This is a genomic window from Magnetospirillum sp. ME-1, assembly GCF_002105535.1.
GTDB lineage: Bacteria > Pseudomonadota > Alphaproteobacteria > Rhodospirillales > Magnetospirillaceae > Phaeospirillum.
The window spans coordinates 1,761,779-1,783,755 of the sequence record NZ_CP015848.1 but is presented as its reverse complement, the minus strand read 5'-3'; the positions used below and the strand labels follow the sequence as shown (position 1 = coordinate 1,783,755).

The window sequence follows — 21,977 nt, the reverse complement described above, 5'->3', positions numbered from 1 at the left end:
CCGGGCCGTATTTTGGAAGGTAAACCATGTCCGACCGTATTCTCATTCTGGTGGCCCTGTCGCTGATCCTCGCCATGGTGGCCGGCACGGCCATTCAGATTCGCAAGCCGCAGCCCACCCCCATCCTGGTGAAGGAATCCATGCGGCGGCCGGACTATGCCATTGCCCTGGAAAACCCCATGACCACGGACATGGACGGCGTCACCAAGCCGCTGCACGAGCGCTTTTCCAAGCCGACCGTGGTGAACTTCTGGGCCACCTGGTGCATTCCCTGCGTGCGCGAGCTGCCGCTGTTCGCCAAGTTCAAGCCCATCGCCGAGGCTGCCGGCATCCAGGTGCTGACCGTCAACGTGGACAAGGAAGGCGCTCCCGTCGCCAAGAAGTTCCTGGAGGAGCGCGGCATCGCCAACATGCCGGTGGTGCTCGATCCCGACGGCTCCCTGTCCAAGGCGCTCAAGGTGCGCGGCATGCCCACCGCCCTGCTGGTTAACGCCAAGGGCGAGGAGACGGCCCGCATGGAAGGCGAGGCCGATTGGGCGGGGCCGGGCGTGATCGACGTGGTCCGCGAACTGCTGACCCTGCCGTCCCATCCCGTGCTGGCCAAGTAGCATTCAGGAAGGGTGAGAAGATGACCACCATGTCGCGATCCTTCGGCCGCTCCGATCTCGCCAACGGCGCTCACCGCGACGTGGCGATCTGGCTGCTGGCCTGTTGCTTCATGGTGGCGGTCATGGTGCTGCTGGGCGGCCTGACCCGGCTCACCCATTCCGGCCTGTCCATGGTGGAGTGGGAGCCCATCCGTGGCATCATTCCGCCCCTCAACGAGGCCGAATGGCAGCTGTTCTTCGACAAGTACAAGCAGACCCCCGAGTACATCAAGGTCAATGCCGGCATGAGCCTGGCGGACTTCAAGGGGATCTTCTGGCTCGAGTACATTCATCGCGTGTGGGGCCGGCTGATCGGTATCGTCTTCTTCCTGCCTTTCCTGTGGCTGGCCTTTTCCGGCCGTATCGGAAAGGCGATGATTCCGCGCCTGCTCGGCGTGTTCCTGCTGGGCGCCGCCCAGGGCGGCATGGGCTGGTTCATGGTGAAGAGCGGCCTGGTGGACAATCCGGCCGTGTCCCATTACCGGCTGACCGTCCATCTGGCCCTGGCCTTCCTGATTCACGCCTGGATGTTCTGGCTGGCGCTCGACATCCTGGCCGATCACCGGCCGGCGCCGCGCCGCCTGCACGGCGAGACCGGCGGCGTGCTGTCCTGGTTGTTCTGGCTGACCGCCCTGGTGGTGGTCACTCTGCTGTTCGGCGGCCTGGTGGCCGGTTTGAAGGCGGGGCTGATCTACAACACCTGGCCGCTGATGGATGGCGCGATCATCCCCAAGGACCTGTTCCCCGAGGGCTTCCACTCCCTGTTCGAGGACATCAAGACCGTCCAGTTCGGTCACCGCACCCTGGCCGAGATCACCGTCGTCGTGGCCCTGGTCGGCTGGTTCCGGGCCCGTGCCCGTCTGGGCGACCAGGTCCCCGCCGCCATTCATGCGGTGGGGATCATGGCTTTGCTCCAGGTGGCCATGGGAATCGGGACCTTGGTCCTGGTGGTGCCCGTCTGGTTGGCCTCTGCCCATCAGATGGGGGCGATGGCCCTGCTGACGCTGTGCCTTTGGGCAATCCACGATCTGCGCAAGCGCACCTGAAACCCGGCTTCGGCGCGCGGCTGCTCCCGCAAAAAATGTAGCGTTCCGGCACGTTTGTGATCGCTCGACTTTACCAAAGTCAAGGAGATGAACTTTCCGTAATGAGAGGTTCATGGTCCGGTCGTCCGGAGTTTTTTTCGGAAATGCCAAGGGAGTTCGATCGATGTCCAATTCAATCGAAGGCAAGGAGGAGGAGCAGATTCCGGTGATGCAGCGCATCCTGGATAATCCGTTCCTGCTCCTCTTTATCGGTGTGGTGGTTCCGGCGGTTTCCTACACGATCTGGGGGATCATGGAAGTCGCCCAGCTGCCGATCGCCAAGTAAGGGAGGGATAATAAATGTCTATTACTCCTCCGGAGCAAAAAGTCTGGTTCAATGAGCCCGTCGAGAAGACCGAGGTCGTCTGGGTGCTCATCGCCCTGACCTGGGCGCTGATCATGTTCGCCATGATGCCGCTGTGGCACCTCAAGGGCACCCAGAACATGTCCAACGAAGCCTATCGCATCCAGCCGGATGTGTATCAGGCCCGCGTGGACGCTTTCGTCGAGAAGTACAAGGTGGGCGAAGAAGGTCACGCCAAGACCCCGGTGGTTCGTCCCCCGGCCGGTTCGGACGTGTACATGCTGGCCCGCCTGTGGGAATGGTACCCCGTTCTCGAACTCGAGAAGGGCAAGTCCTACCGCCTGCACCTCTCGTCCATTGACTGGCAGCATGGTTTCTCCGTGCAGCCCGCCAATATCAATCTGCAGGTCCATCCCGGCATCGACGAGGTGGTGACCATCACCCCGACCGATTCCGGCGATTTCGGCATCATCTGCAACGAATACTGCGGTATCGGCCACCACACCATGCTCGGAAAAATCCGAGTCGTGGCTGGCAAGTAATCGAGGGGGAGCGCAAATGGTTGCCAAGCCCGTATTTCGAACCTGCGGCTTCACGGGTCTCAAGATCCATGATGAAGCCGAGAAGCTGATCAAGATCAACGCGGTCACCGCCATCGTGGTGCTGGCCCTGGGCGGTCTGTTCGGCCTTCTCGTCGCTTTGACCCGCTGGCCGACCGTGCACCTGCTGCCGGCCGACCTGTTCTACCTGGCGCTGACCGCGCACGGTATCGACATCCTGATCGTCTGGTGCATCTTCTTCGAAGTTGCGCTGATGTACTTCGCCTCGGCCATCCTGCTGCAAAGCCGCCTGGCCACGCCCAAGATGGGCTGGGTTGCGTACGCCCTGATGGTTCTGGGTGCCGCGATCACCAACTGGAAGGTCCTCGAGGGCAATTCCAGCGTGATGATGACCTCCTACGTGCCGATGCAGGCTGACCCGCTGTTCTACGTGGGCCTGATCCTGTTCGCCGTGGGCGCCCTGATCGCCTGCTTCATCTTCCTGGGCACCCTGGTGGTCGCCAAGGCGGAGAAGACCTATGAGGGCTCCATTCCGCTGGTCACCTTTGGTGCCCTGACGGCGTGCATCATCGCCATCTACACCATCTCGTCCGGCGCCATCATCCTGATCCCGACCTTCCTGTGGTCGGTCGGGCTGATCAGCCACATCGACCCGCTGATGTACAAGGTCGTGTGGTGGGGCATGGGCCACTCGTCGCAGCAGATCAACGTGGCCGCCCACATTGCCGTGTGGTACGCCATCGCCGCGATCCTGTTCGGCGCCAAGCCGCTGTCCGAGAAGGTCAGCCGTTGTGCCTACCTGACCTACATCTTCTTCCTGCAGATCGCTTCGGCCCACCACCTGCTGGTGGAGCCCGGCCTGTCGTCCGCCTATAAGATCTTCAACACCTCGTACGGCATGTACCTCGCCGTGCTGGGTTCGATGATCCACGGCCTGACCGTCCCGGGTTGCATCGAGGCGGCCCAGCGTCGCAGGGGCTTCAACAACGGCATGTTCGAATGGCTGCGGAAGGCTCCCTGGGGCAATCCGGTGTTCTCGGGCATGTTCCTGTCCCTGATCCTGTTCGGCTTCCTCGGCGGCATCTCCGGTGTCACCATGGGCGTGGAACAGATCAACATCATGATCCACAACACCATCTACGTTCCCGGCCACTTCCACGCTACCGTGGCGGCTGGTACGACGCTGGCGTTCATGGCGATCACGTACTTCCTGGTCCCGGTCCTGTTCGGTCGCGAACTGGTCATGCCGGGCCTGGCCAAGCTCCAGCCGTACCTGTTCGGCCTGGGCATGGGCGTGTTCTCCCTGTTCATGATGGGTGCCGGTACGCTGGGCGTGTCCCGTCGTCACTGGGACATGGCCTTCTCGGACGCTCCGCACGCCTTCGCGCATGCTCCCGCTGCCTTCCTCATGATGGGCATCGTGGGCGTGTCGGCGGTGGTCGCGGTGGTCGGCGGCGCTCTGTTCGTCCTGATCATCGTGGGCTCGGTGCTGTTCGGCAAGCCTGCGGTTCCGCCGGCTCCGGCCGCGGCTCCGTCGCCGGTGGCCTCGTACGGCAATGCCGACCACGTGGCCGTCCCGGGCACCTTCGCCCTGGCGCTGCTCTTCCTGACGATGTTTGTGCTCTACTACTTCGTCAACTGGAAGTATCTGGCCAGCACCTGGATCATGAGCTGATCCGGTACTTAAGCTAAGGCGGGCGGGATCTTCGGGTCCCGCCCGTTTCCCTCCAAGGGTATGTCTTGAAAGGGTGGGAGAGGGTGATGACGGCGAACCTCAAAGTGCTGGCGTCGGTATTCAAGCTGCGGATCGGCGTGTTCTGCGCCCTGGCAGCCATTGCCGGAGCCCTGGTTACGCCGAGCGTCGTGCCCCAAACCTCCCAGGTCGTGGCCGTCGCCATGGCCGTGCTGCTGTCGGCCGCCGCCGCCGGCGCCTTCAACCATTACTGGGAGCGCGACATCGATCCGATGATGAACCGCACCCGCAACCGTCCCTTCGCTTCCGGCCAGTTCGCCGCCGGTCCGCTGTGGCCGCTCGGCCTGCTGGCGTTGACCGTCGCCGCGGTGGCCCTGGCCGCCTTTGCCGCCAATGCCTGGGCGGCGCTGCACGTTTTCCTCGGTGCCTTCGTCTACGGCATCGTCTACACCGTCTGGCTGAAGCGCCGCACCGCCTGGAACATCGTCATCGGCGGTCTGTCCGGCAGCTTCGCCGTGCTGGCCGGCGCCGCCGTGGCGGTGCCGAGCTTAAGCCCGCAATCGCTGGTTCTCGCCCTGATCCTGTTCCTGTGGACGCCGCCCCATTTCTGGAGCCTGGCCACCGCGCTGAAGGATGATTACGCGAGCGCCGGTATTCCCATGCTGCCGGTGGTCAAGCCGGAATCCGAGACCAACTGGATCATTCTCGCCAATACCATCGCCCTGGTGGCGTCGTCGCTGTTGCCCTATTTCTTCGGCGCGGGTCCGCTCTACATGGGTGCGGCGATCCTGGGCGGCGTGTGGTTCATCTACAAGAGCGTGCTGCTGGTCATGCGCCCAGGCCGCAAGGCCGCCATGGGCAATTTCTTCGCCTCGCTGATCCAGCTGGTCCTGCTCTTGACCGCCGTCATGGTTGAGCCGCTGCTGGCGGGGTAGAACACCGCCATGATACATGCAAAAGTCCTGATGCTCGTGGGGGCTTTGGTTTCGGCCAGCTTCCAGGCCCTAGCGGCGCCAACCGTTTCCGCCACGGCGGAAGAGGCGCTGAAGCGTTCGCGCGCCGCCGAGGGCAATGTGGTGGGGTCCCACCAATTGACCGACCAGGACGGCCGCCCGGTGGATATCACCCAGTTCCGCGGCAAGCCGGTGGTGATCAGCATGATCTACACCGCCTGCGATCATACCTGCCCGGTCACCACCCAGAACGTGGCCAAGGCGGTCTCCGGCGCCCGCAAGGCGCTGGGCGACGACTCGTTCCAGGTGCTGTCCATCGGCTTCGACACGGTGCGCGACACTCCGGCCAATCTGAAGATGTACGCGCGCCAGCAGGGGATCGACCTCAAGAACTGGACCTTCCTGGCCGGCAACCACGCCACCATGGAGGCCCTGTCGGCCGAGCTGGGCTTTACCTGGTACGTCACCTCGCGCGGGTTCGACCACATCGCCCAGACCACCGTCCTGGACAAGGACGGAACCATCTATCGCCAGGTCTATGGCGAGAATTTCGAGCTGCCTCTGCTGGTGGAGCCGCTGAAGGATCTGGTGCTGGGCCGCACGGCCGCGCTGACCTCGCTGCAATCCATCAGCGACCGGGTTCGGTTCTTCTGCACCGTCTACGATCCGCATTCGGACGCCTATCGCTTTGATTTCGGTATTTTTTTCAGCATCGGATCGGGGCTTCTCGCCGTGCTGACCATCATCTGGATGACCATCCGCATGTGGCGTGACAGCCGCAGGACATCATGATGATCCCCGCCCGCACCCGTCGAGGGGGCAAGAAAATGGAAACGAAAAGGAAATTTCGCCTTGTCTAATCCAATCAAATCCGCCGTCAGAGCGGGCCTCTTCCGCCTTGAAAGCGGCTGGGACATGCTGGTGGGGCGCGAGTCCAACCCCATGTACTGCCTGGGCGCCATGTCGTGGTTCTTTTTCTGGATCGTCGGCGCGTCGGGCCTGTACCTGTTCGTGCCCTACGACACCAGCGCGGTGCGCGCCTGGAACTCCATCGAGTACATCTCGCGCGAGCAATGGTACTGGGGCGGCCTGATCCGCTCGCTGCACCGCTACGGCTCGGATGCCATGGTGCTCACCATGATGCTGCACCTGGTCCGCGAATGGTGCCTGGACCGCTATCACGGCGCCCGCTGGTTCGCCTGGTTCACCGGCGTGCCGCTGATCTGGATGGTGTTCAGCTCCGGCATCACCGGCTATTGGCTGGTGTGGGACGAACTGGCCCAGTACCTGGCCATCGGCACCGCCGAGTGGATGGATTTCCTGGGCATCTTCGGTCAGAGCATCGCGCGCAACTTCCTCAATCCCGGCGCGCTCACCGACCGTTTCTTCACCTTGCTGATCTTCATCCACATCGCCGTGCCGCTGTTCCTGCTGATGGCCATGTGGGTGCATATCCTGCGCATCAACCGCGCCAACACCAATCCGCCCAAGCCGCTGGTCATCGGTTCGACCATCATGCTGGTGGCGCTGTCGCTGATTCATCCCGCCCAGAGCCATCCGCCAGCCGATCTGGGCAAGGCCATCGGCGATCTCAATCCCGACTGGTACTTCATGGCGCTGTACCCCCTGTTCGACGCCAAGGGGCCGCTGATCACCTGGGCGGTGTCCATCGGCGCCTCGGCGTTCCTGTCGCTGATGCCGTGGATGGCGTTCCGCCGCAAGCGCCGGGCGGCCGCCGTGGTCACCTCGGAGCTGTGCAACGGCTGCGGCAATTGCGCCTCCGATTGCCCGTTCGGCGCCGTGGTGCTGCGTCCGCGCACCGACGGCCTGCATTCCAGCGCCAAGCTGGCGGTGATGCAGCCCGATTTGTGCACCAGCTGCGGCATGTGCATGGCGTCGTGCAACAAGACCAATCCGTTCCTGCCCCACACGGGCGAGACCCGCACCACCGCCATCGACATTCCCGATTTCACCTTCGACCTGATGGTGAAGCGGGTGTCGGCCCGCACCCACGGGCTGGTGGGCAAGAACCGCGTGCTGATCATCGGCTGCGAGCACGGGGCGGTGCTGGACCATCTGAAGGGACCGTCGGTTGGCGTGCTGCCGCTGCATTGCACCGGCATGATGCCGCCGTCGCTGGTCGATTACGTGTTCAACAAGGACCTGGCCGACGGCGTGCTGGTCACCGCCTGCCGTCCCGGCGAGTGCTTCTATCGCCTGGGTCCGGAATGGACCGAGCTGCGCATGAACGGCGAGCGCGTGCCCAAGCTGCGCGGCGCCGTGCCGCGTGAGCGGGTGCGCCTGTTCTGGGCCGCCAGCACCGAGACCAAGGCCCTGATGGCCGAACTGGCGGCCTTCCGGGTGGCGCTGGAGGAGCTTTCGCCCATTGAACGTCCCGAATCCACCAGAAGGAGGGTGGCGGAATGATCAAGCCCCGTTACATCGCAGGTCAGGCCGTGGCCTACGCCGCCTTCGCCGTCATGATCGCCTACTTCGCCTCCAATCCGGTCTATCGCCATCACGATCCGGCCAAGGCGCTGCTGAAGCTGTCGCTGACCCATGCCGGGCAGAAGATGGGCGAGTGCAAGGAGCGTTCGGCCGACGAGCTGGCCAAGCTGCCGCCCAACATGCGGGCCAAGACCTCCTGCGGCCGCGAGCGCAACCCCGTGACGCTGGAAATGGACATCGACGGCGTCAAGGTGTTCTCGCAGACGGCGAAGCCCGCCGGCCTGTCGGGCGACGGTCGTTCGCGCTTCTACGATTCGCGCGAAATCTCGACCGGACGGCATGTCATCACGGCGCGCATGCGTGACGGCAATGATCCCAACGTCTTCGATCAGGTGGCCGAGGTCACCGTGGACCTTGCGCCCCGGCAGGTTTTCGTGGTCGATTTCGACGAAGAGAACGGCAAGTTCGAGTTCAAGTGACAAGAACCGTCACCCCGGCTTCGGCCGGGGTGACGCGGCTTGAGACGGAAAAATAGGGGCGGAATGGATCATTCCTGGAGAATGAGTGACCTTTCGGCGGCGCGCCGGGCCGAATTGCGCGGCTGGGCGTTGCTGGCCATCGGTTCGCTGGCCATCGCCGGGCTTCTGGCCCTGGCGCTGGGGCTTTCCCGCACGCCCAAGGTGCAGGACTGGCTCCCCTGGGGGCCGCATTTCTTCTACCGCGCCCTGGTCACCCATGTGGTGCTGTCCTTCGAGGTGTGGTTCCTGGCCGCGCTGGGGGCGTTGTCGGCCATGGCCGCGCCGCCGTGTCCCAAGGGCGACGCCCTGGGCCGCGTGGCGCTGATCCTTGGCAGTCTGGGTGTCCTGCTGCTGCTGATTCCCGCCCTGGCCGACCAGGGCGAGCCCTCGCTCAACAATTATGTCCCCGTGGTGGGGCACAGGCTGTTCTATATCGGCCTGGGCGTTCATGCCGCCGGCGTGGCGCTGGCCTGCCTTCGGCTGTTGCCGGTACTCAAAAGCCACATGGTCGTGCCGTTCGGCATCGCTTGCGCCGGCCTGGCCTATCTGGCCAGCCTGGCCTGCTTCCTGATCGCCTGGGCGCTGATTCCGGCCGGGACCGATGCCGACCTGTTCAACGAGCGGGTGTTCTGGGGCGGCGGCCATGTGCTGCAACTGGTCAACACCATGATCCTGATGATCGCCTGGCAGGCCCTGTCGGAAAAGCATTTCGGCGCCGGGCCGGTTCCCGCCGGGCTGGGCCGCGCCTGCTTCGCGGCGCTTGCCCTGTTCGCGGTGATTTCGCCGCTGATCTACGCCGTGGGCGGCGACGTGCTGGGCCTCGAGCACCGGCAGGTCTTCACCCGCCTGCTGTGGGTGGGGTTGCCGCTGCCGCCCCTGGTGATGGGCATGGGGCTGGCCTGGAGAATCGTCCAGGGGCCGCGCGACTGGCGCTCGCCCGCCTTCCTGTCGCTGGCGCTGTCGCTGTTCGTCTTCGCCATCGGCGGTTTCGCCGGCTTCTTCCTCGGCGTGGCCGACACCCGCACGCCATCCCACTACCACGCGGTGATCGGGGGCGTGCAGTTGGGGCTGATGGGGGTGGTGCTGCTTCATCTGCTGCCCGCGCTGGGGCGCAATATCGGGGCGGGGCGGGGTGTGCGCCTGCAATTCCATCTCTACGGCTGGGGCCAGTTGGTCCATGCGCTGGGATTCTTCCTGGCCGGAGCCGCCGGTGTGCCGCGCAAGACCACCGGCGTGGACCAGGGCCTCAACACCCTGTGGAAGAAGGTTTCCATGGGCGTGGTGGGCATGGGCACCGGTCTGGCGGTGCTGGGCGGCGTCATCTTCGTGTGGATGGCGCTTTCGCGTCTGCTCAAGCGGGGCGAGGAGGGCGGCAATGCTTAAGGGCTTCGCACCGCTTGCCCTGCTGGCCGCCACGGTGATCCTGGCGCTCGGCTGGCTGATGGGGCGTACCGGCGGCCTGGACGTGCTGCCGTCCCAAAGCTACACGGCCGATCTGGCCGAGTTCCACGGCCGCCATCTGGCCCTGCTGGCCGCCCATGGTACCGGCCAGAGCGTGGACGGCATTCCGGTGGTGCGCCCGCCCGCCGGCTCCGACATTCCCATGCTGGCCAAGCGCTGGGAGTTCAGCCCGGCCCTGGAACTGGAGGCGGGCAGGACCTACCGCCTGCATCTGCTGGCCGAGGATACCGTTCACTCGGCGGCCATCGGCGAGGCCGAGGTGCTGCTGACCCCCGGCCAGGCCCGAGTGGTCAGTCTGACCGCGCCGGCCTCGGGGCGGGTACGCCTGCAATGCGCCGAGTATTGCGGCCTCAGCCATACCAAGATGATCGGCAGCATCGAGGTGGTGGCCGGCCGGTAACCTTGACGGCACCTCGACAGGGTGGGAAGATTTTCCGAAATCAGCCATCCGGGAGGGCATCATGGGCGCCGGGAAGAAGAAGAAGCAGGTCGGCCTGCGGCCCGATTTCGTCTGGGGCGTCTCCACCTCGGCCTTCCAGGTGGAAGGCGCCACCAAGGAGGACGGGCGCGGCCCCAGCATCTGGGACACCCGCTGTCGCTTGGCCGGCGGCGTGTGGACCGGCGCCAATGCCGACGTGGCCTGCGACCATTACCACCGCTGGCCCGAGGATGTGGGGCTGATCAGGGATCTGGGCGTCGACGCCTATCGCTTCTCCCTGGCCTGGCCGCGCCTGCTGCCCAAGGGCAAGGGACAGGTCAACCAGAAGGGCCTCGACTTCTACGACCGCCTGATCGACGGGGTGCTGGAAGCTGGCATCACCCCCTGGGTCTGCCTCTACCACTGGGACCTGCCCCAGGCGCTGGACGATCTGGGTGGCTGGACCAACCGCGACTGCGCCGGATGGTTCGCCGATTACGCCGTGCTGGCGGCCAGGCGCTACGGCGATAGGGTCAAGAACTTCGCCACCTTCAACGAGTTCTCGGTCTTCACCATGTTCGGCTACGCCATCGACTGGGCGGCGCCGGGGGTGACCGACCGGGCCGCCCACATGAAGGCCATCCACCACGTCAATCTGGCTCACGGCATGGGCGTCGACGTGCTGCGCGACCATGTTCCGGGCGTGTCCATCGGCGCCATCCATAACCGCCAGATCGTGCGGCCCGAGGGCGGGCTGGCCGAGAACCAGGCGGCGGCCGACCTGCTGGACGCCCATTGGAACGGGGTGTTCTGCGACCCGCAGCATCTGGGCCATTACCCCGAGATCATGGCCCGCGACGTGGAGCCCTATGTCCAGGCCGGCGATCTGGCCCGCATCTGCCGCCCCACCGACTGGATGGGCCTCAACCATTACGGCCCCATCTACGCCAAGGCCGACCCCGCCACCACCTGGGGCTACGGCTGGGGCGCGCCGCCGGAATCGGCCAACCACCCGGAAGTGGGCTGGCCCATCTTCCCCGAGGTGTTCAAGGACGAACTGCTGACCCTGACGAGGCGGTACAAGCTGCCGGTCTACGTCACCGAGAACGGCTGCGGCGGCGGCGCGGGCAGCGACACGCCCGACGAGAACGGCGAGGTCAAGGATACCCATCGCCTGGCCTATTTCCGCGAATACCAGCAGGCCATGCTGGACGCCGTGGCCGAGGGCGCCGACGTGCGCGGCTATTTCGTCTGGGCGCTTCTCGACAATTTCGAGTGGGGCTCGGGCTACGGCCCGCGCTTCGGCCTCTACCACGTGGATTTCGACACCCAGAAGCGCACCATCAAGAATTCCGGCAAGTGGTACCGGGACATGATCAAGGGCTGGCGCAAGGGGTGAGGGGGAGCTATTGGGCTATCGCCCAAGCCCATCCGGGGCATAAGCCCCGGACCCCTTTCTTTTCATGAATCAAAGGGAGGTTTGGAGGCATTGCCTCCAACCGGGGAACGGGGCGGGAGCCCCGCAATGGTACTACCGCCGCTTGTCGCCGCGCTTGGTCAGGCCATCGGCCAGGGCGCGGCGCTCGCCGCGGCGCAGCAGGTTGCCGAACAGGCGTCCGCCCCAGTTCATGCCGCGCTTGGGCTGGTTCCAGTCCTTGCGGCTTTCGCGCACCAGGATGGTGCCGTCGGGCGAGGGGGTGAGCGTCAGCTTGCGCTGGTGGTACTGCTCCAGCTCGGCATGGAAGCCCACGGTGAGGATGGTGGCGGTGGGGAACTCATCGATCAGCAACTGCATCAGCTTGCGTTCGCCATCGGGGTCCAGGGCGTCGGTGGCTTCCTGCAGGAACACCCATTTGGGCCGGTGCAGCAGGAGGCGGGCGAAGCCCAGGCGCTGCTGCTCGCCGGCGGTGAGGCTTTGTTCCCAGATGGCGGTGTCGTCGATGCGGGGCATCAGATGGCCGAGGCCCACCCGCTCCAGGGCGCCCTCCAGCTGGTCCTCGGGGAAGCATTCCATGGCCGAGGGGTAGGTCAGCACGCCGCGCAGGGTGCCGATGGGCATGTAGGGCCGTTGCGGCATGAAGAAGATATGCGCGTCGCAGGGCAGATCGACGGTGCCGCGTCCCCACGGCCACAGGCCGGCCACCACCTTGAACAGCTTGACCGCCGCGCCGGGATCGCCGCCGATCAGCACGTGCTCGCCGCCGACGATCTCGGCGCTGAAGCCTTCGATCACCACGCCGCCATCGGCGTTGGCGATGGTGAGGTCGTGGAAGCACAGCGTGGGAATGGCGGCCTTCTGGACGATGACCGTATGGGCGTCGGGCCGCGACGAATCGTCTCTCAGCGCCTGCAGGGCGTCGTGGAGCGACAGCACGCGTTCCACCGAGGCCCGCCACTCGGCCACCTTCTGCAGGTTGTCCACCGGCCAGGACAGGGCCTGGGACAATTGCTGGAAGGCCTGGGCGGTCTGCATCAGGTGGCCCAGCGAGATGATGCCGGCGATGTAGCGTGGCGCCGCGATCAGGATGGGGAAGGCGGTGGAGAACACCGCGTAGCCCGAGGTGAACAGGAACAAACGGGTGAGGCCGGCGGTCTGGCGGTTCCAGGCGCCTTCGATGCCGCGGAACAGCTCGGAGAAGCGGCGCCGTTCGCCCACTTCGCCATGCAGCAGGGCGATGGCCTCGGAATTCTCGCGGGCGCGGACCAGTCCGAAGCGGAAATTGGCCTCCGCCGTCTGGCGGCGGTCGGTGGCGCCGATCAGTGGGCGCCCCACCCACAGGGCCAGCGACGAGGCGGCCGAGGCGTAGATCAGCGCCACCCAGACCATATGGCCGGGGATGGGCAGCTCGAAATCGCCGAGCGACAGGACCAGATCGCCGGACAAGGACCAAAGGATCTGCACGAAGCTGGCCAGCAGCAGGGCGCAATAGAACAGCGAGTGGATGAGGTCGATGGCCGTCTCGGTGGTCAGGCGGATGTCCTCGGCGATGCGTCCGTCCGGATTGTCGTGGTCGCCCGGCATATGCATCAGCTGGTAATGGTGGCCCATGGCCATCCAATTATCCTGCAGCCGCCGGGTCAGCCAGCGGCGCCAGCCCAGCTGGATGGCGCGCTTGACCTTGAGATGGGTGGCGGTCACCGTCATGGAGGCCAGCAGGATCAGGCAGATCTCGACGATCTGGCCGAAGAACTTCTCCATGGATTTCTGTTCGAGCGCGTCGAACAGCTCGGCGCTCCACAGATTGATCATGATGGGAATGACCACCTGGCCCACGGTCAGCCCCAGCAGCAGGGCGACCAGGCCGCGGACCTTCCACTTCTCGCCCGATTGCCAATAGGGACCGGCCAGGCGGATGAACTGCCTGATGAAACCGGGCGACTGCCGATCGAAATCCTGGCCGTCGCCTGCTGCGGCCCTGTTGTTCACGTCGCTTGCCATCCCGCTTGCGCGGCGGAGCCTGTTGCTCCCCCGGACATCACTTAACCCGGAAATGCGGGCCGAGTGAAGCCCACACCGCATTCATACTGACATTTCAACGTTTCGCAGCGGTTAATTCCCGCACACTTGCAAGTTGGGCGGGAGGGCGCGATGTTGGGGGGATGGGAAACGGGATCGGCGGAAACTGGCGGTTCGGAGCGCTTCTGGCGCTGTGCCTCCTGCTGCCCGCCGCTCCGGCGTGGGCGGAACCCTCGGCCTTTCTGGCGGTTGATCTGGGCAGCGGCGCGGTGATCGCCGAAAGCCGGGGCGGCGCCACCCATCATCCGGCCTCGCTGACCAAGATGATGACCGCCTATGTGACCTTCGCCGCCCTCAAGGCCGGCAAGGTCTCGGTGGGCGACGTGATCACCGTTTCCGACCGGGCGGCGTCCCAGGGCGGGGCCACCCTGGACCTGGTCAAGGGCGAGCGCATCACCCTGGGCGCGGCCTTGAAGGCGATGATCGTGCGCTCGGCCAACGACGCCGCGGTGGCGGTGGCCGAGCACGTGGCCGGCAGCGAAGCGGCCTTCGCCGCCCGCATGACCGAGGAGGCGGCCCGGCTGGGCATGACGTCGTCGTCATTTCGCAACGCCACCGGCATGACCGCCGCCGGGCATGTGAGTTCGCCGCGCGACATGGCGCTGCTGGCCATGGCCATCGAGCGGGACTTTCCCGATCTGCGCCCGCTGTTTTCCAGCCGCGACACCACCTGGAAGGGGCGGGTGCTGCCTACCGTCAACGGCTTCCTCGGGGCCTATGCCGGGGCCGAGGGCATGAAGACCGGCTTCACCTGTTCGGCCGGCTACAATCTGGTGGCCATCGCCCACCGGGGCGGGCGGCGCGCCCTGGCGGTGGTGATGGGGGCGGGGTCGTCGGCGGAGCGTCTGGGCGCTATCCGCCGGCTGATGGATCAGGCGCTTACCGCCCAGCCCGCCGCCGGACGCCCTCTGTCCGGCCTTGCCAATGGCGGAGGGGTACCGCCGGACCGGTCCCTGGACTCCTGCGGTATCGCCCGCAGCGGAAAGAGCAGCGGCCCTGAAAGCGCCCTGGCCCGCACGCGCGCCGCACCGGCCGGCTGGGGGCTGGAGGTCGCCTTCGGCCGTGACCTGGGCAAGGTCCGGCGCGATCTCGGCACGGTCCACCGCGAACTGCGCGGACGCCTGGGCGGCGGCTCCACCATGGTGTTGATCCGGCCCCGCGACGGGATGCTGCGCTATCGCGGGCTGATCGTCGGGCTGGCCGAGCGCCGGGCCGTCGATACCTGCCTGGCCGAGCGGGCCCGGGCCGGCGAGGGGCGCTGCCTGGTGATGACGCCGACCATGCTGGCCGGAGCGGTGGAGGACGAGCGGCGCTTCAAAATGATCTCGGCGCGCTGAGGTAAAACACGTATACTCCCGGTATAAGCATTTCGGAAAAGTCATCGACCCCTGGGGAAAGGGCGGTCGGTTTCGGGAAGAGGCTGGTCGGTTTGAGCCGGAGCATAAATTCGTAACGAAGTTTGACGGAGTAGTGTTCCCGCCTGATTATGGAGGGGCCGCTTCTATGCTAGACTCCGAAGAATCGGCTAAGGAGGCCAAGATGAAGAGCAAACTGTTCGCTGCCTTGATTTTCGCGGTTGGGCTGCTGGTTTCGCAGGTCCCTGGCGGGGCCTTGGCCGCCGATCCGCCGGTTTCGCTGCTGATGCAGGTCAGCGGCACCGTCGAGCACAGCCGGGACGGCACCGCCTGGAAGCCCGTCAACCGGAACAAGTACCTGTTTGCCGGCGACATGATCCGTACCGGCGCCGATGGGTCCGGCAAGCTGGTCGACCAGGCCACCAACATGGCCCAGACCATCGCCTCGGGCAGCCAGATCGAAGTGGCCGGCAATGCGCTGAAGGTGGTCAGCGGCAAGCTGTCCGCCCCCGAAGCCGCGTCCGGCGACCTGGTGGCCGGCCTGGGCAACCGCTTCGCCGAGGCCCAGCGGTATACCACCGTGCGCCGCGGCGTCGCCAAGGACGCCGCCATCAAGCTGCGGGTGGTGCAGCAGGTCACCCTGTCCGCCACCTATCCCGAACTGGCCTGGCAGGGCTTCGGCAAGCAGCACTCCTTCGTGCTGACCATCGACGGCACCGCCCATCAGGTGCCCGGCGCCGATGGCGACCTGGTCCGCTTCAAGGTGCCGGAGCTGTCGCCCGGCAAGCACAGCTTCACCGTGGCGGTGATGGAGAACGGCCAGAAGGTGGCCGAGGCCGACAAGGAAGGCGCCATCATGTGGCTGTCGGCGGCCGAGGACAAGGCGCTGGCCGACAACATCGCCAAGATCCGCGCCATCAACCCCAAGGACGACTTCTCGGTGGCCAATCTGCTGGACGAGAAGGGCGCCACCGTGGCGGCCATGGACCTGTATCGCAAGTACTTCGACGAGAACAAGGACGACAACGAGATGCGTCCGTTGCTCATCCGCGCCTACAACGAGCTGAAGCTGGTCGAGCTGAAGCAGAAGGAAGCGTTGGTCTACAACGACAAGCTCAACGCCAACTGACCTTTACGGGGCGCCCTCTTCCGCGAGGAGGGCGCCCTTCTTGATTCCGGGGAGCGCCATGAGCGGAATGACCAAGCGATACGACATTCTCTTCACCCTCATCCTCTTCCTGGTCGCTATCCCCGCGCAGCACTTCGAGTGGTTCGCCCTGTTGGAGGACCAGACGCTGTCCTTCCGGCACCAGCTGCGGCTGGCCTATGGCGATGCCAAGAAGCTGGCCGTTTCGCCCGAAGTGGTGGTGGTCAACACCGACGAGGCGTTCTTCAAGGCCTATAAGAGCTTTCCGCTCAGGCGCACCGACATCGGCGCCATGGTGACCAACCTGAAGGCGCTGGGCGCCAAGGTCATCGCCGTCGACATGCTGATGGACTTCCCCTCCTCGTACAACGAGGACCCGGCCCTGGCCAAGGCGCTGGCCGACGCGGGCAATACCCTGCTGGTGGCCCAGGGCGAGTTCCGGGACGGCAAGTTCGTCAAGATCAACTATCCCACCACCGCGCTGGACGCCGCTTCGGCCAGCGCCTACACGAACATCCAGTCCAATTCCAAGATCGTCACCACCTTGTCGCGCCTCAAGGTCTTCCCCGAGATGACCGGCGAGAAGGGAGGCTGGCCCTTTGCGGTCAAGGCGGCCGCCATGTTCCTGGGCGTCGAGCCAAAGCTGGACGGCAATACCCTGATCCTGGGCGATCTCAAGGTACCGCTGGATCATCAGAACAAGCTCTATATCGATTTTCCGCCGCTGCCCACCGGCACGCGCTTCCTCAGCCAGTCGGCGGGCCTCTCCGCTCTTGAATTCCTCGACATCTCGCAGCTGGATGAGCGCGAGCTGGCCGAGCTGGAATTCTGGGTGAAGGACAAGATCGTCGTGCTGGGCGACACCTCCGAGGTGTCGCACGACTGGTTCGATACCCCCGTGGGCATGGTCTACGGGGTGGAGATCATCGCCGATTCCATCAGTTCGATCCTCAAGGGGGCACCCTTGCGCGCCGCCAGCCCGGTGATGGATGCCGTGCCGCCCCTGGCCTTGATGCTGGCCATGATCCTGCTGTCGCTCTATCTCACCCGGCCGCTGCTGCGCGGCATGTTCGTGGTGGCCTTGGGGCTGGGCTTCATCCTGGCGGGCAGCGCGCTGTACGTGAATCTGGGCGTGGTGGTGTCCATGTCCTATGCCGTGCTCGCGCTGATCCTGTCCTATCTGCTGGTGGAGTTCCGCCAGTACATGATCGAGCGCAATCAGAAGCAGCAGATCGCCAAGACCTTCGGCCAGTACATCCCGCCGGAACTGGTGGCCGAGATGAACAAGACCGGCCAGCAGGTGACGGTGGGCGGCGAATCGCGCGAGATGACCGTGCTGTTCTCGGACGTGCGCGGCTTCACCACCATTTCCGAAGGCCTGGCGCCGCAGGAATTGACCGTGCTGATGAACGCCTTCCTCAGCCCCATGACCCACGTGATCCACGATCACCGCGGCACCATCGACAAATACATGGGCGACGCCATCATGGCCTTCTGGGGCGCCCCGCTCCACGATGCCGACCACGCCCGCCACGCCGTCCAGGCGGCGCTGGGCATGGTCAGGAAGATGGACGAGCTGAAGGACGACTTCATCGCGCGCGGCTGGAAGCCCATCAAGGTGGGCATCGGGCTCAACACCGGCATCATGAATGTGGGCAACATGGGATCCGACTTCCGCATGGCCTATACGGTGCTGGGCGATGCCGTCAACCTGGGGTCGCGCGTCGAAAGCCTGACCAAGCAGTACGGCGTCAACATGATGGTCACCGAATACACCCAGGCGGCGGTTCCCGGCCTGATCAGCCGCGAGATCGATCTGGTGCGGGTGAAGGGCAAGGACACCCCGGTCCGTCTGTACGAGCCCCTGGGCTTCGAGGGCGAGGTGGATGCCGAGACGGTGGCGGCCCTGTCCAGGCACCTGGCGGCACTGACCATGTTCCGCGAGCAGAAGTGGGATGCCGCCCGGATGGCCTTCCAGGAATTGCACAATGCCGACCCCGAACGGGTGATCTACAAGACCTATCTCGCCCGCATCGAGCATTTCATGGAGGAACCGCCGGGGTCGGATTGGGACGGCGTCTACACCCACAAGGAAAAGAGCTAGCCGTCACTATCGGGCATTGGGGAATGGCCGGCGGCACAAGAGAGAGGGTTCAATGATGGCTTCGCGTGCCTTGACGTTGCTGAGTGGCGCCGCTTTGGCGGTGCTGATCGCCGCCTCTCCGGCCCTGGCCCAATCCGCCGACGACCTGATCGGCCAGGCGCGCGACGCCATGGCCGCCGGCAAGTCGGCCGACGTCCAGCGCCTGGGGGCCGAGATCACCAAGGCCCGTTCGACGCTGCCCGCCTGGGTGGCCGAGAAGCAGCAGGCGGCGTCCGGCGTGCCCCAGGCGAAACAGCGCGCCGCCATGCTGTGGAACCGCACCCACCAGCAGGCCATCGCCTCGGCGGGCGGCGGCGATCTGCCCAAGGCCATCGAGGAGGCGGCCCAGGCGCTGTCCATCGCCAAGGACAATCTGGGCGAGGGCCATCTGGCCACCATCATCAGCGCCACCGACCTGGCCGCCCTGCAGCAGCTGGCCGGCAAGATCGAGGAATCCGAGGCCAATTACCAATTGGCGGTGAAGCTGTCCCAGGCGTCGCTGGGCGACGCCCACCCCGAAACGGTCAAGGTGCAACAGGCCCTGGCCGGGCTCTATTCCTCCCAGGCCAAGTTCGGCGAGGCGGCGAAGATCTATGAGTGGGCGGCCAAGGCGTCCGCCACCGGGCTGGGCGCCGCCCATCCCCAGACCATCAGCCTGCAGCTGGCCCTGGCCCGCGCCCAGGTCAACGCGTCCAAGGCCAAGGATGCCGACAAGCTGCTGGAGTCCGCCTGTTCGGCCAGCCGCAAGGTCTATGGCGAGGCCCACGGCGAGTTCTCGCGCTGCCTGGCGCAACAGGGCGCCTTCAAGCGCGCCCAGGGCGACTACGTTGCGGCCGCCACCCTGCTGGATCAGGCGGTTTCCATCCAGAAGCTGGCGGTGGCGCCCGCCGACCCGCTCAGCCTGACCACCCGCATCGAGGCCGGCGGGCTCTATCACCGCCAGGGCCGCCTGCCGGAATCGCAGGCGATGCTGGAATCCGTGGTACGCGACGCCCAGGCGGCGGGCGACCAGCCGAACCTGCTGTCGGCCAAGGGCGATCTGGCCGACGTTCTCGACGACCGCGGCGAGTACGACGCCGCCGAGAAGATGGCCAAGGAGGTTCTGGACGCCCAGACCCAGGCGCTGGGCGCCGCCCATCCCAACACCGTGGCGGCGCTGTCCTCGCTGGCCTCCATCTACCGCAAGCAGGGCCGCCTGCTGGAGGCGGAAAAGACCTTCACCGACGCGTGGGAACGCTACCGCAAGGTGCTGGGCAACGAGCACCGCTCGACGGTGATCGCCGCCAACAACGTGGGCGAGATTCTCGAGAAGGAGGGCATCTACGAGCGGGCCGAGCCTTTCTTAAGGGGCGCGCTGGACGGCGGGCGCAAGGCCTTCGGCGAGACCCATCCGGCGACGCTCACCACCATGAACAATCTGGCCCTGCTCTATGAAAGCCAGGGCGTGTTCGACAAGGCCGAACCGCTGTACCAGAGCGTCATCACCGTGTTCGGCAAGACCATCGGGCCCAAGCATCCCGACACCATCGCCGCCACCAACAATCTCGCCTATCTCTACATGCTGAAGGGCGAGTACGACCGGGCGGCGCCCATGTTCAAGACGGTGCACGAGGCCTGGGTCAAGGCCTATGGGCCCAGGCACCAGAACACCTTGAAGGCGCTGAACAACCTGGCTCGCGCCCTGCATCGCCAGGGCAAGCTGATTGAGGCGGAGAAGGCCTTCGACACCGCGCTGGCCGGACGGCGCTCGGTACTGGGCGAGAAGCATCTGGACACGCTGCGGTCCATGCACGACCTGGCGGCGCTGTACCGCACCCAGAAGAAGCTGAAGGAGGCCGGCGCCCTTCTGACCAAGACCCTGGCCGGCGACGAGGCGTCGCTGGGGCCGAGCCATCCCTACACCTTCGAGACCCTGAACACCCTGGCCTCGGTGCAGGAGGACATGGGCGATCTCAAGTCGGCCTTCGCCACCCGCCAGACCACCTTCAAGCGCCGCACCGAATTCCTCAACCGGGTGCTCTACGTCACCGGCGACAACGCCCGCGAAGGCTATGTCCGCCTGCACGCCCCCGAACTGGCGGCTTACGTGGCGCTGCTGACCAAGCTGGACGAGCCCACCGCCGGCAAGGCGCTGATGGAAATCAGCCTCAACCGCAAGGGCATGCTGCTCAAGGTGGCGTCGGAGATCCAGCAGGTGACGCGGCTATCGCGCGATCCCGAGCTGACCAAGCTGACCGAGGAACTGGCCGAGGTGAGAAAGCGCCTCGCCGCGCTGACCCTGTCGGGGCCCACCGAGGAAACCAAGGACAACCACGTCGAAGTCATCAACGGCCTGGAAGAGAAGATCAACGACCTTCAGGGCGCGCTGGGACGCGCCTCCACCCGCTTCCAGCATTCGGTGGCGGCCATCGCGCTGGACGATCTGGTCAAGGCGCTGCCGGCCGAATCCGTGGTGGTCGACTTCTTCATCTACGGCGAGGACGGCAGCCAGAAGCTGGTGGCCGCCACGCTACGCAAGGATGGCGACAATCCCGTCTATGGTCTGGTGAAGTACGATTCGCTCAAGACCATCGACGAGGCCATCGTCAAGTACCGCACCGAGATCCAGAACGAAGAGATCGACATGGACGATCTCCTCGATATCGGCCAGCAGGTCCACAAGCAGGTGTGGCAGCCGCTGGACCGTGCGCTGGGCGGGCGCAAGAAGGTCTACGTCATTCCCGACGGCATGCTGAACATCCTGCCCATCAGCGCCCTGGTGGAGCCCAACCGTAAGTACCTGATCGAGCGGGTCGACCTGCATGTCCTGAATTCCAGCCGCGACCTGCTGCCGTCGTCCATTCCGGCGGCCAAGGGCGGCTATCTGATCAATGCCGGCCCCGACTACAACACCGAGGAAGTGACCGGCAAGGCGACCCTGGAAAAGGCGCGGTCGCGCTCGGCCGGCAACGACGTCCAGTCGGCGGTGCGCGGCATGAGCGGCATGCGCGGCCTGAAGTTCGACCCGCTGCCCGGCGCCGAGAAGGAAGGCCAGCTGATCGTCAAGACGGTGGAGAGCCAGGGCAAGCCCACCAACATCTACTCCAAGGCCGCCGCCCAGGAAAAAGTGCTGCGCGAGATGAACGAGCCGCCCGAGGTGCTGCATATCGCCACCCACGGCTTCTTCCTCAAGGCCGACGATACGCTGAGGAAGCGCCTGTTGAAACTGCAGCGCTCCTCGGACTTCCAGTTCCCGCCGCCCGGCGACAATCCGCTGCTGCGCGCCGGCCTGGCCTTTGCCGGCATCAACTCCAACGCCCAGGTGCTGGGCGACATCGATACCGACAACGATGGCGTGCTCACCGCGCTGGAGGTGCTGGGCCTCGATCTCACCGGCACCAAGCTGGCCATCCTGTCGGCCTGCGAAACCGGCCTGGGCGAGGTCCACGAGGGCGAGGGCGTCTATGGCTTGAGGCGCTCGTTCCAGGAGGCGGGGGCCCAGTCGGTGGTGTCTTCCCTGTGGGAAGTCAGCGACGCCGGAACCCAGACCTTGATGGCGGCTCTTTACAAAAGGCTTCTGGCGGGCAAGACTCCTCATGATGCCTTGCGGGAGGCTCAGCTGGAAATGTTGCGCAACAGCCAGTGGAGCATGCCGTACATCTGGTCGGCATTCTTCATGGTTGGTGGTTGATGGCGAAAGTCGGGCGTCATTCACAGCCAAAACCGGAACGCGGTCCTGTGGGGGGAAG

17 protein-coding genes are annotated in these 21,977 nt (G+C 65.5%); 16 read left to right on the top strand and 1 reads right to left on the bottom strand.

All coding sequences use genetic code 11. From position 1 onward, the window contains the following. Positions 1 to 26 precede the first annotated feature (26 nt). The 12 genes from WV31_RS08375 to WV31_RS08325 all read left to right on the top strand — a co-directional run bounded on the left by WV31_RS08375 (position 27) and on the right by WV31_RS08325 (position 11,486). The gene (locus WV31_RS08375; protein ID WP_085373124.1) at positions 27 to 608 is read left to right on the top strand and encodes a TlpA disulfide reductase family protein; all 582 of its coding nucleotides are present in this window, start codon (positions 27 to 29) and stop codon (positions 606 to 608) included. 20 nt (positions 609 to 628) lie between these two features. Next, positions 629 to 1,693, top strand: a complete 1,065-nt coding sequence (locus WV31_RS08370; protein ID WP_085373123.1) for a COX15/CtaA family protein — start codon at positions 629 to 631, stop codon at positions 1,691 to 1,693. A 163-nt stretch (positions 1,694 to 1,856) separates the two neighbouring features. Beyond that, on the top strand, positions 1,857 to 2,018 hold the full coding sequence (locus WV31_RS22015; RefSeq protein ID WP_009868322.1) for a hypothetical protein: 162 nt from the start codon (positions 1,857 to 1,859) through the stop codon (positions 2,016 to 2,018). 14 nt (positions 2,019 to 2,032) lie between these two features. Then, on the top strand, positions 2,033 to 2,578 hold the full coding sequence (locus WV31_RS08365) for a cytochrome C oxidase subunit II (protein ID WP_085373122.1): 546 nt from the start codon (positions 2,033 to 2,035) through the stop codon (positions 2,576 to 2,578). A 16-nt stretch (positions 2,579 to 2,594) separates the two neighbouring features. Then, a complete protein-coding gene (locus WV31_RS08360) occupies positions 2,595 to 4,271 on the top strand; it encodes a cbb3-type cytochrome c oxidase subunit I (protein WP_085373121.1) in 1,677 nt (558 codons plus the stop codon). An 86-nt stretch (positions 4,272 to 4,357) separates the two neighbouring features. Beyond that, positions 4,358 to 5,224, top strand: a complete 867-nt coding sequence (cyoE, locus tag WV31_RS08355; RefSeq protein WP_085373120.1) for a heme o synthase — start codon at positions 4,358 to 4,360, stop codon at positions 5,222 to 5,224. Positions 5,225 to 5,233: 9 nt separating this feature from the next. Next, positions 5,234 to 6,034, top strand: coding sequence for an SCO family protein (locus WV31_RS08350; RefSeq protein WP_085373119.1), 801 nt, complete (start codon positions 5,234 to 5,236; stop codon positions 6,032 to 6,034). 60 nt (positions 6,035 to 6,094) lie between these two features. Next, entirely contained in the window at positions 6,095 to 7,669 is a 1,575-nt protein-coding gene (locus WV31_RS08345) for a hydrogenase iron-sulfur subunit (RefSeq protein ID WP_085373118.1), read from the top strand. Then, entirely contained in the window at positions 7,666 to 8,169 is a 504-nt protein-coding gene (locus WV31_RS08340) for a hypothetical protein (RefSeq protein WP_085373117.1), read from the top strand. Before WV31_RS08345 ends, WV31_RS08340 begins: the two co-directional genes overlap by 4 nt. A gap of 81 nt (positions 8,170 to 8,250) precedes the next feature. After that, the gene (locus tag WV31_RS08335) at positions 8,251 to 9,591 is read left to right on the top strand and encodes a cbb3-type cytochrome c oxidase subunit I (RefSeq protein ID WP_168185880.1); all 1,341 of its coding nucleotides are present in this window, start codon (positions 8,251 to 8,253) and stop codon (positions 9,589 to 9,591) included. Beyond that, positions 9,584 to 10,069: a quinol oxidase gene (locus WV31_RS08330; RefSeq protein ID WP_085373115.1), complete on the top strand. Its 486-nt coding sequence runs from the start codon at positions 9,584 to 9,586 to the stop codon at positions 10,067 to 10,069. Before WV31_RS08335 ends, WV31_RS08330 begins: the two co-directional genes overlap by 8 nt. Before the next feature lie 61 nt (positions 10,070 to 10,130). After that, the gene (locus WV31_RS08325; protein WP_085373114.1) at positions 10,131 to 11,486 is read left to right on the top strand and encodes a GH1 family beta-glucosidase; all 1,356 of its coding nucleotides are present in this window, start codon (positions 10,131 to 10,133) and stop codon (positions 11,484 to 11,486) included. 132 nt (positions 11,487 to 11,618) lie between these two features. Here WV31_RS08325 and WV31_RS08320 read toward each other — a convergent pair whose 3' ends face one another. Beyond that, positions 11,619 to 13,514, bottom strand: a complete 1,896-nt coding sequence (locus WV31_RS08320) for an ABC transporter ATP-binding protein/permease (RefSeq protein WP_237051548.1) — start codon at positions 13,512 to 13,514, stop codon at positions 11,619 to 11,621. Positions 13,515 to 13,687: 173 nt separating this feature from the next. On the opposite strand from WV31_RS08320, the gene WV31_RS08315 reads away from it, so the two are divergent. The 4 genes from WV31_RS08315 (at position 13,688) to WV31_RS08300 (ending at position 21,919) form a co-directional block, all read left to right on the top strand. Continuing rightward, positions 13,688 to 14,941, top strand: a complete 1,254-nt coding sequence (locus WV31_RS08315; protein ID WP_085373112.1) for a D-alanyl-D-alanine carboxypeptidase family protein — start codon at positions 13,688 to 13,690, stop codon at positions 14,939 to 14,941. A gap of 202 nt (positions 14,942 to 15,143) precedes the next feature. Further along, positions 15,144 to 16,088 carry a DUF7354 domain-containing protein gene (locus WV31_RS08310; RefSeq protein WP_085375528.1) on the top strand — a complete coding sequence of 315 codons (945 nt, stop codon included), beginning with the start codon at positions 15,144 to 15,146 and terminating at the stop codon, positions 16,086 to 16,088. Between the two features lie 58 nt (positions 16,089 to 16,146). Next, complete coding sequence (locus tag WV31_RS08305) at positions 16,147 to 18,210, top strand: adenylate/guanylate cyclase domain-containing protein (RefSeq protein ID WP_085373111.1); 2,064 nt, start codon at positions 16,147 to 16,149, stop codon at positions 18,208 to 18,210. A 52-nt stretch (positions 18,211 to 18,262) separates the two neighbouring features. Next, positions 18,263 to 21,919 (top strand): CHAT domain-containing tetratricopeptide repeat protein, encoded by a 3,657-nt coding sequence (locus WV31_RS08300; RefSeq protein WP_085373110.1) that lies wholly within the window; start codon positions 18,263 to 18,265, stop codon positions 21,917 to 21,919. Positions 21,920 to 21,977: the final 58 nt, after the last annotated feature.

What these genes read in the sequence shown, in the direction of transcription:
- WV31_RS08335 (WP_168185880.1), top strand. Translation starts at nt 8,251, where the DNA reads ATGAGTGACCTTTCGGCGGCGCGCCGGGCCGAATTGCGCGGCTGGGCG.
- WV31_RS08305 (WP_085373111.1), top strand. Translation starts at nt 16,147, where the DNA reads ATGAGCGGAATGACCAAGCGATACGACATTCTCTTCACCCTCATCCTC.
- WV31_RS08365 (WP_085373122.1), top strand. Translation starts at nt 2,033, where the DNA reads ATGTCTATTACTCCTCCGGAGCAAAAAGTCTGGTTCAATGAGCCCGTC.
- WV31_RS08370 (WP_085373123.1), top strand. Translation starts at nt 629, where the DNA reads ATGACCACCATGTCGCGATCCTTCGGCCGCTCCGATCTCGCCAACGGC.
- WV31_RS08340 (WP_085373117.1), top strand. Translation starts at nt 7,666, where the DNA reads ATGATCAAGCCCCGTTACATCGCAGGTCAGGCCGTGGCCTACGCCGCC.
- WV31_RS08330 (WP_085373115.1), top strand. Translation starts at nt 9,584, where the DNA reads ATGCTTAAGGGCTTCGCACCGCTTGCCCTGCTGGCCGCCACGGTGATC.
- WV31_RS08310 (WP_085375528.1), top strand. Translation starts at nt 15,144, where the DNA reads ATGAAGAGCAAACTGTTCGCTGCCTTGATTTTCGCGGTTGGGCTGCTG.
- WV31_RS08315 (WP_085373112.1), top strand. Translation starts at nt 13,688, where the DNA reads ATGGGAAACGGGATCGGCGGAAACTGGCGGTTCGGAGCGCTTCTGGCG.
- WV31_RS08350 (WP_085373119.1), top strand. Translation starts at nt 5,234, where the DNA reads ATGATACATGCAAAAGTCCTGATGCTCGTGGGGGCTTTGGTTTCGGCC.
- WV31_RS22015 (WP_009868322.1), top strand. Translation starts at nt 1,857, where the DNA reads ATGTCCAATTCAATCGAAGGCAAGGAGGAGGAGCAGATTCCGGTGATG.
- WV31_RS08360 (WP_085373121.1), top strand. Translation starts at nt 2,595, where the DNA reads ATGGTTGCCAAGCCCGTATTTCGAACCTGCGGCTTCACGGGTCTCAAG.
- WV31_RS08325 (WP_085373114.1), top strand. Translation starts at nt 10,131, where the DNA reads ATGGGCGCCGGGAAGAAGAAGAAGCAGGTCGGCCTGCGGCCCGATTTC.
- WV31_RS08375 (WP_085373124.1), top strand. Translation starts at nt 27, where the DNA reads ATGTCCGACCGTATTCTCATTCTGGTGGCCCTGTCGCTGATCCTCGCC.
- cyoE (WP_085373120.1), top strand. Translation starts at nt 4,358, where the DNA reads ATGACGGCGAACCTCAAAGTGCTGGCGTCGGTATTCAAGCTGCGGATC.
- WV31_RS08300 (WP_085373110.1), top strand. Translation starts at nt 18,263, where the DNA reads ATGATGGCTTCGCGTGCCTTGACGTTGCTGAGTGGCGCCGCTTTGGCG.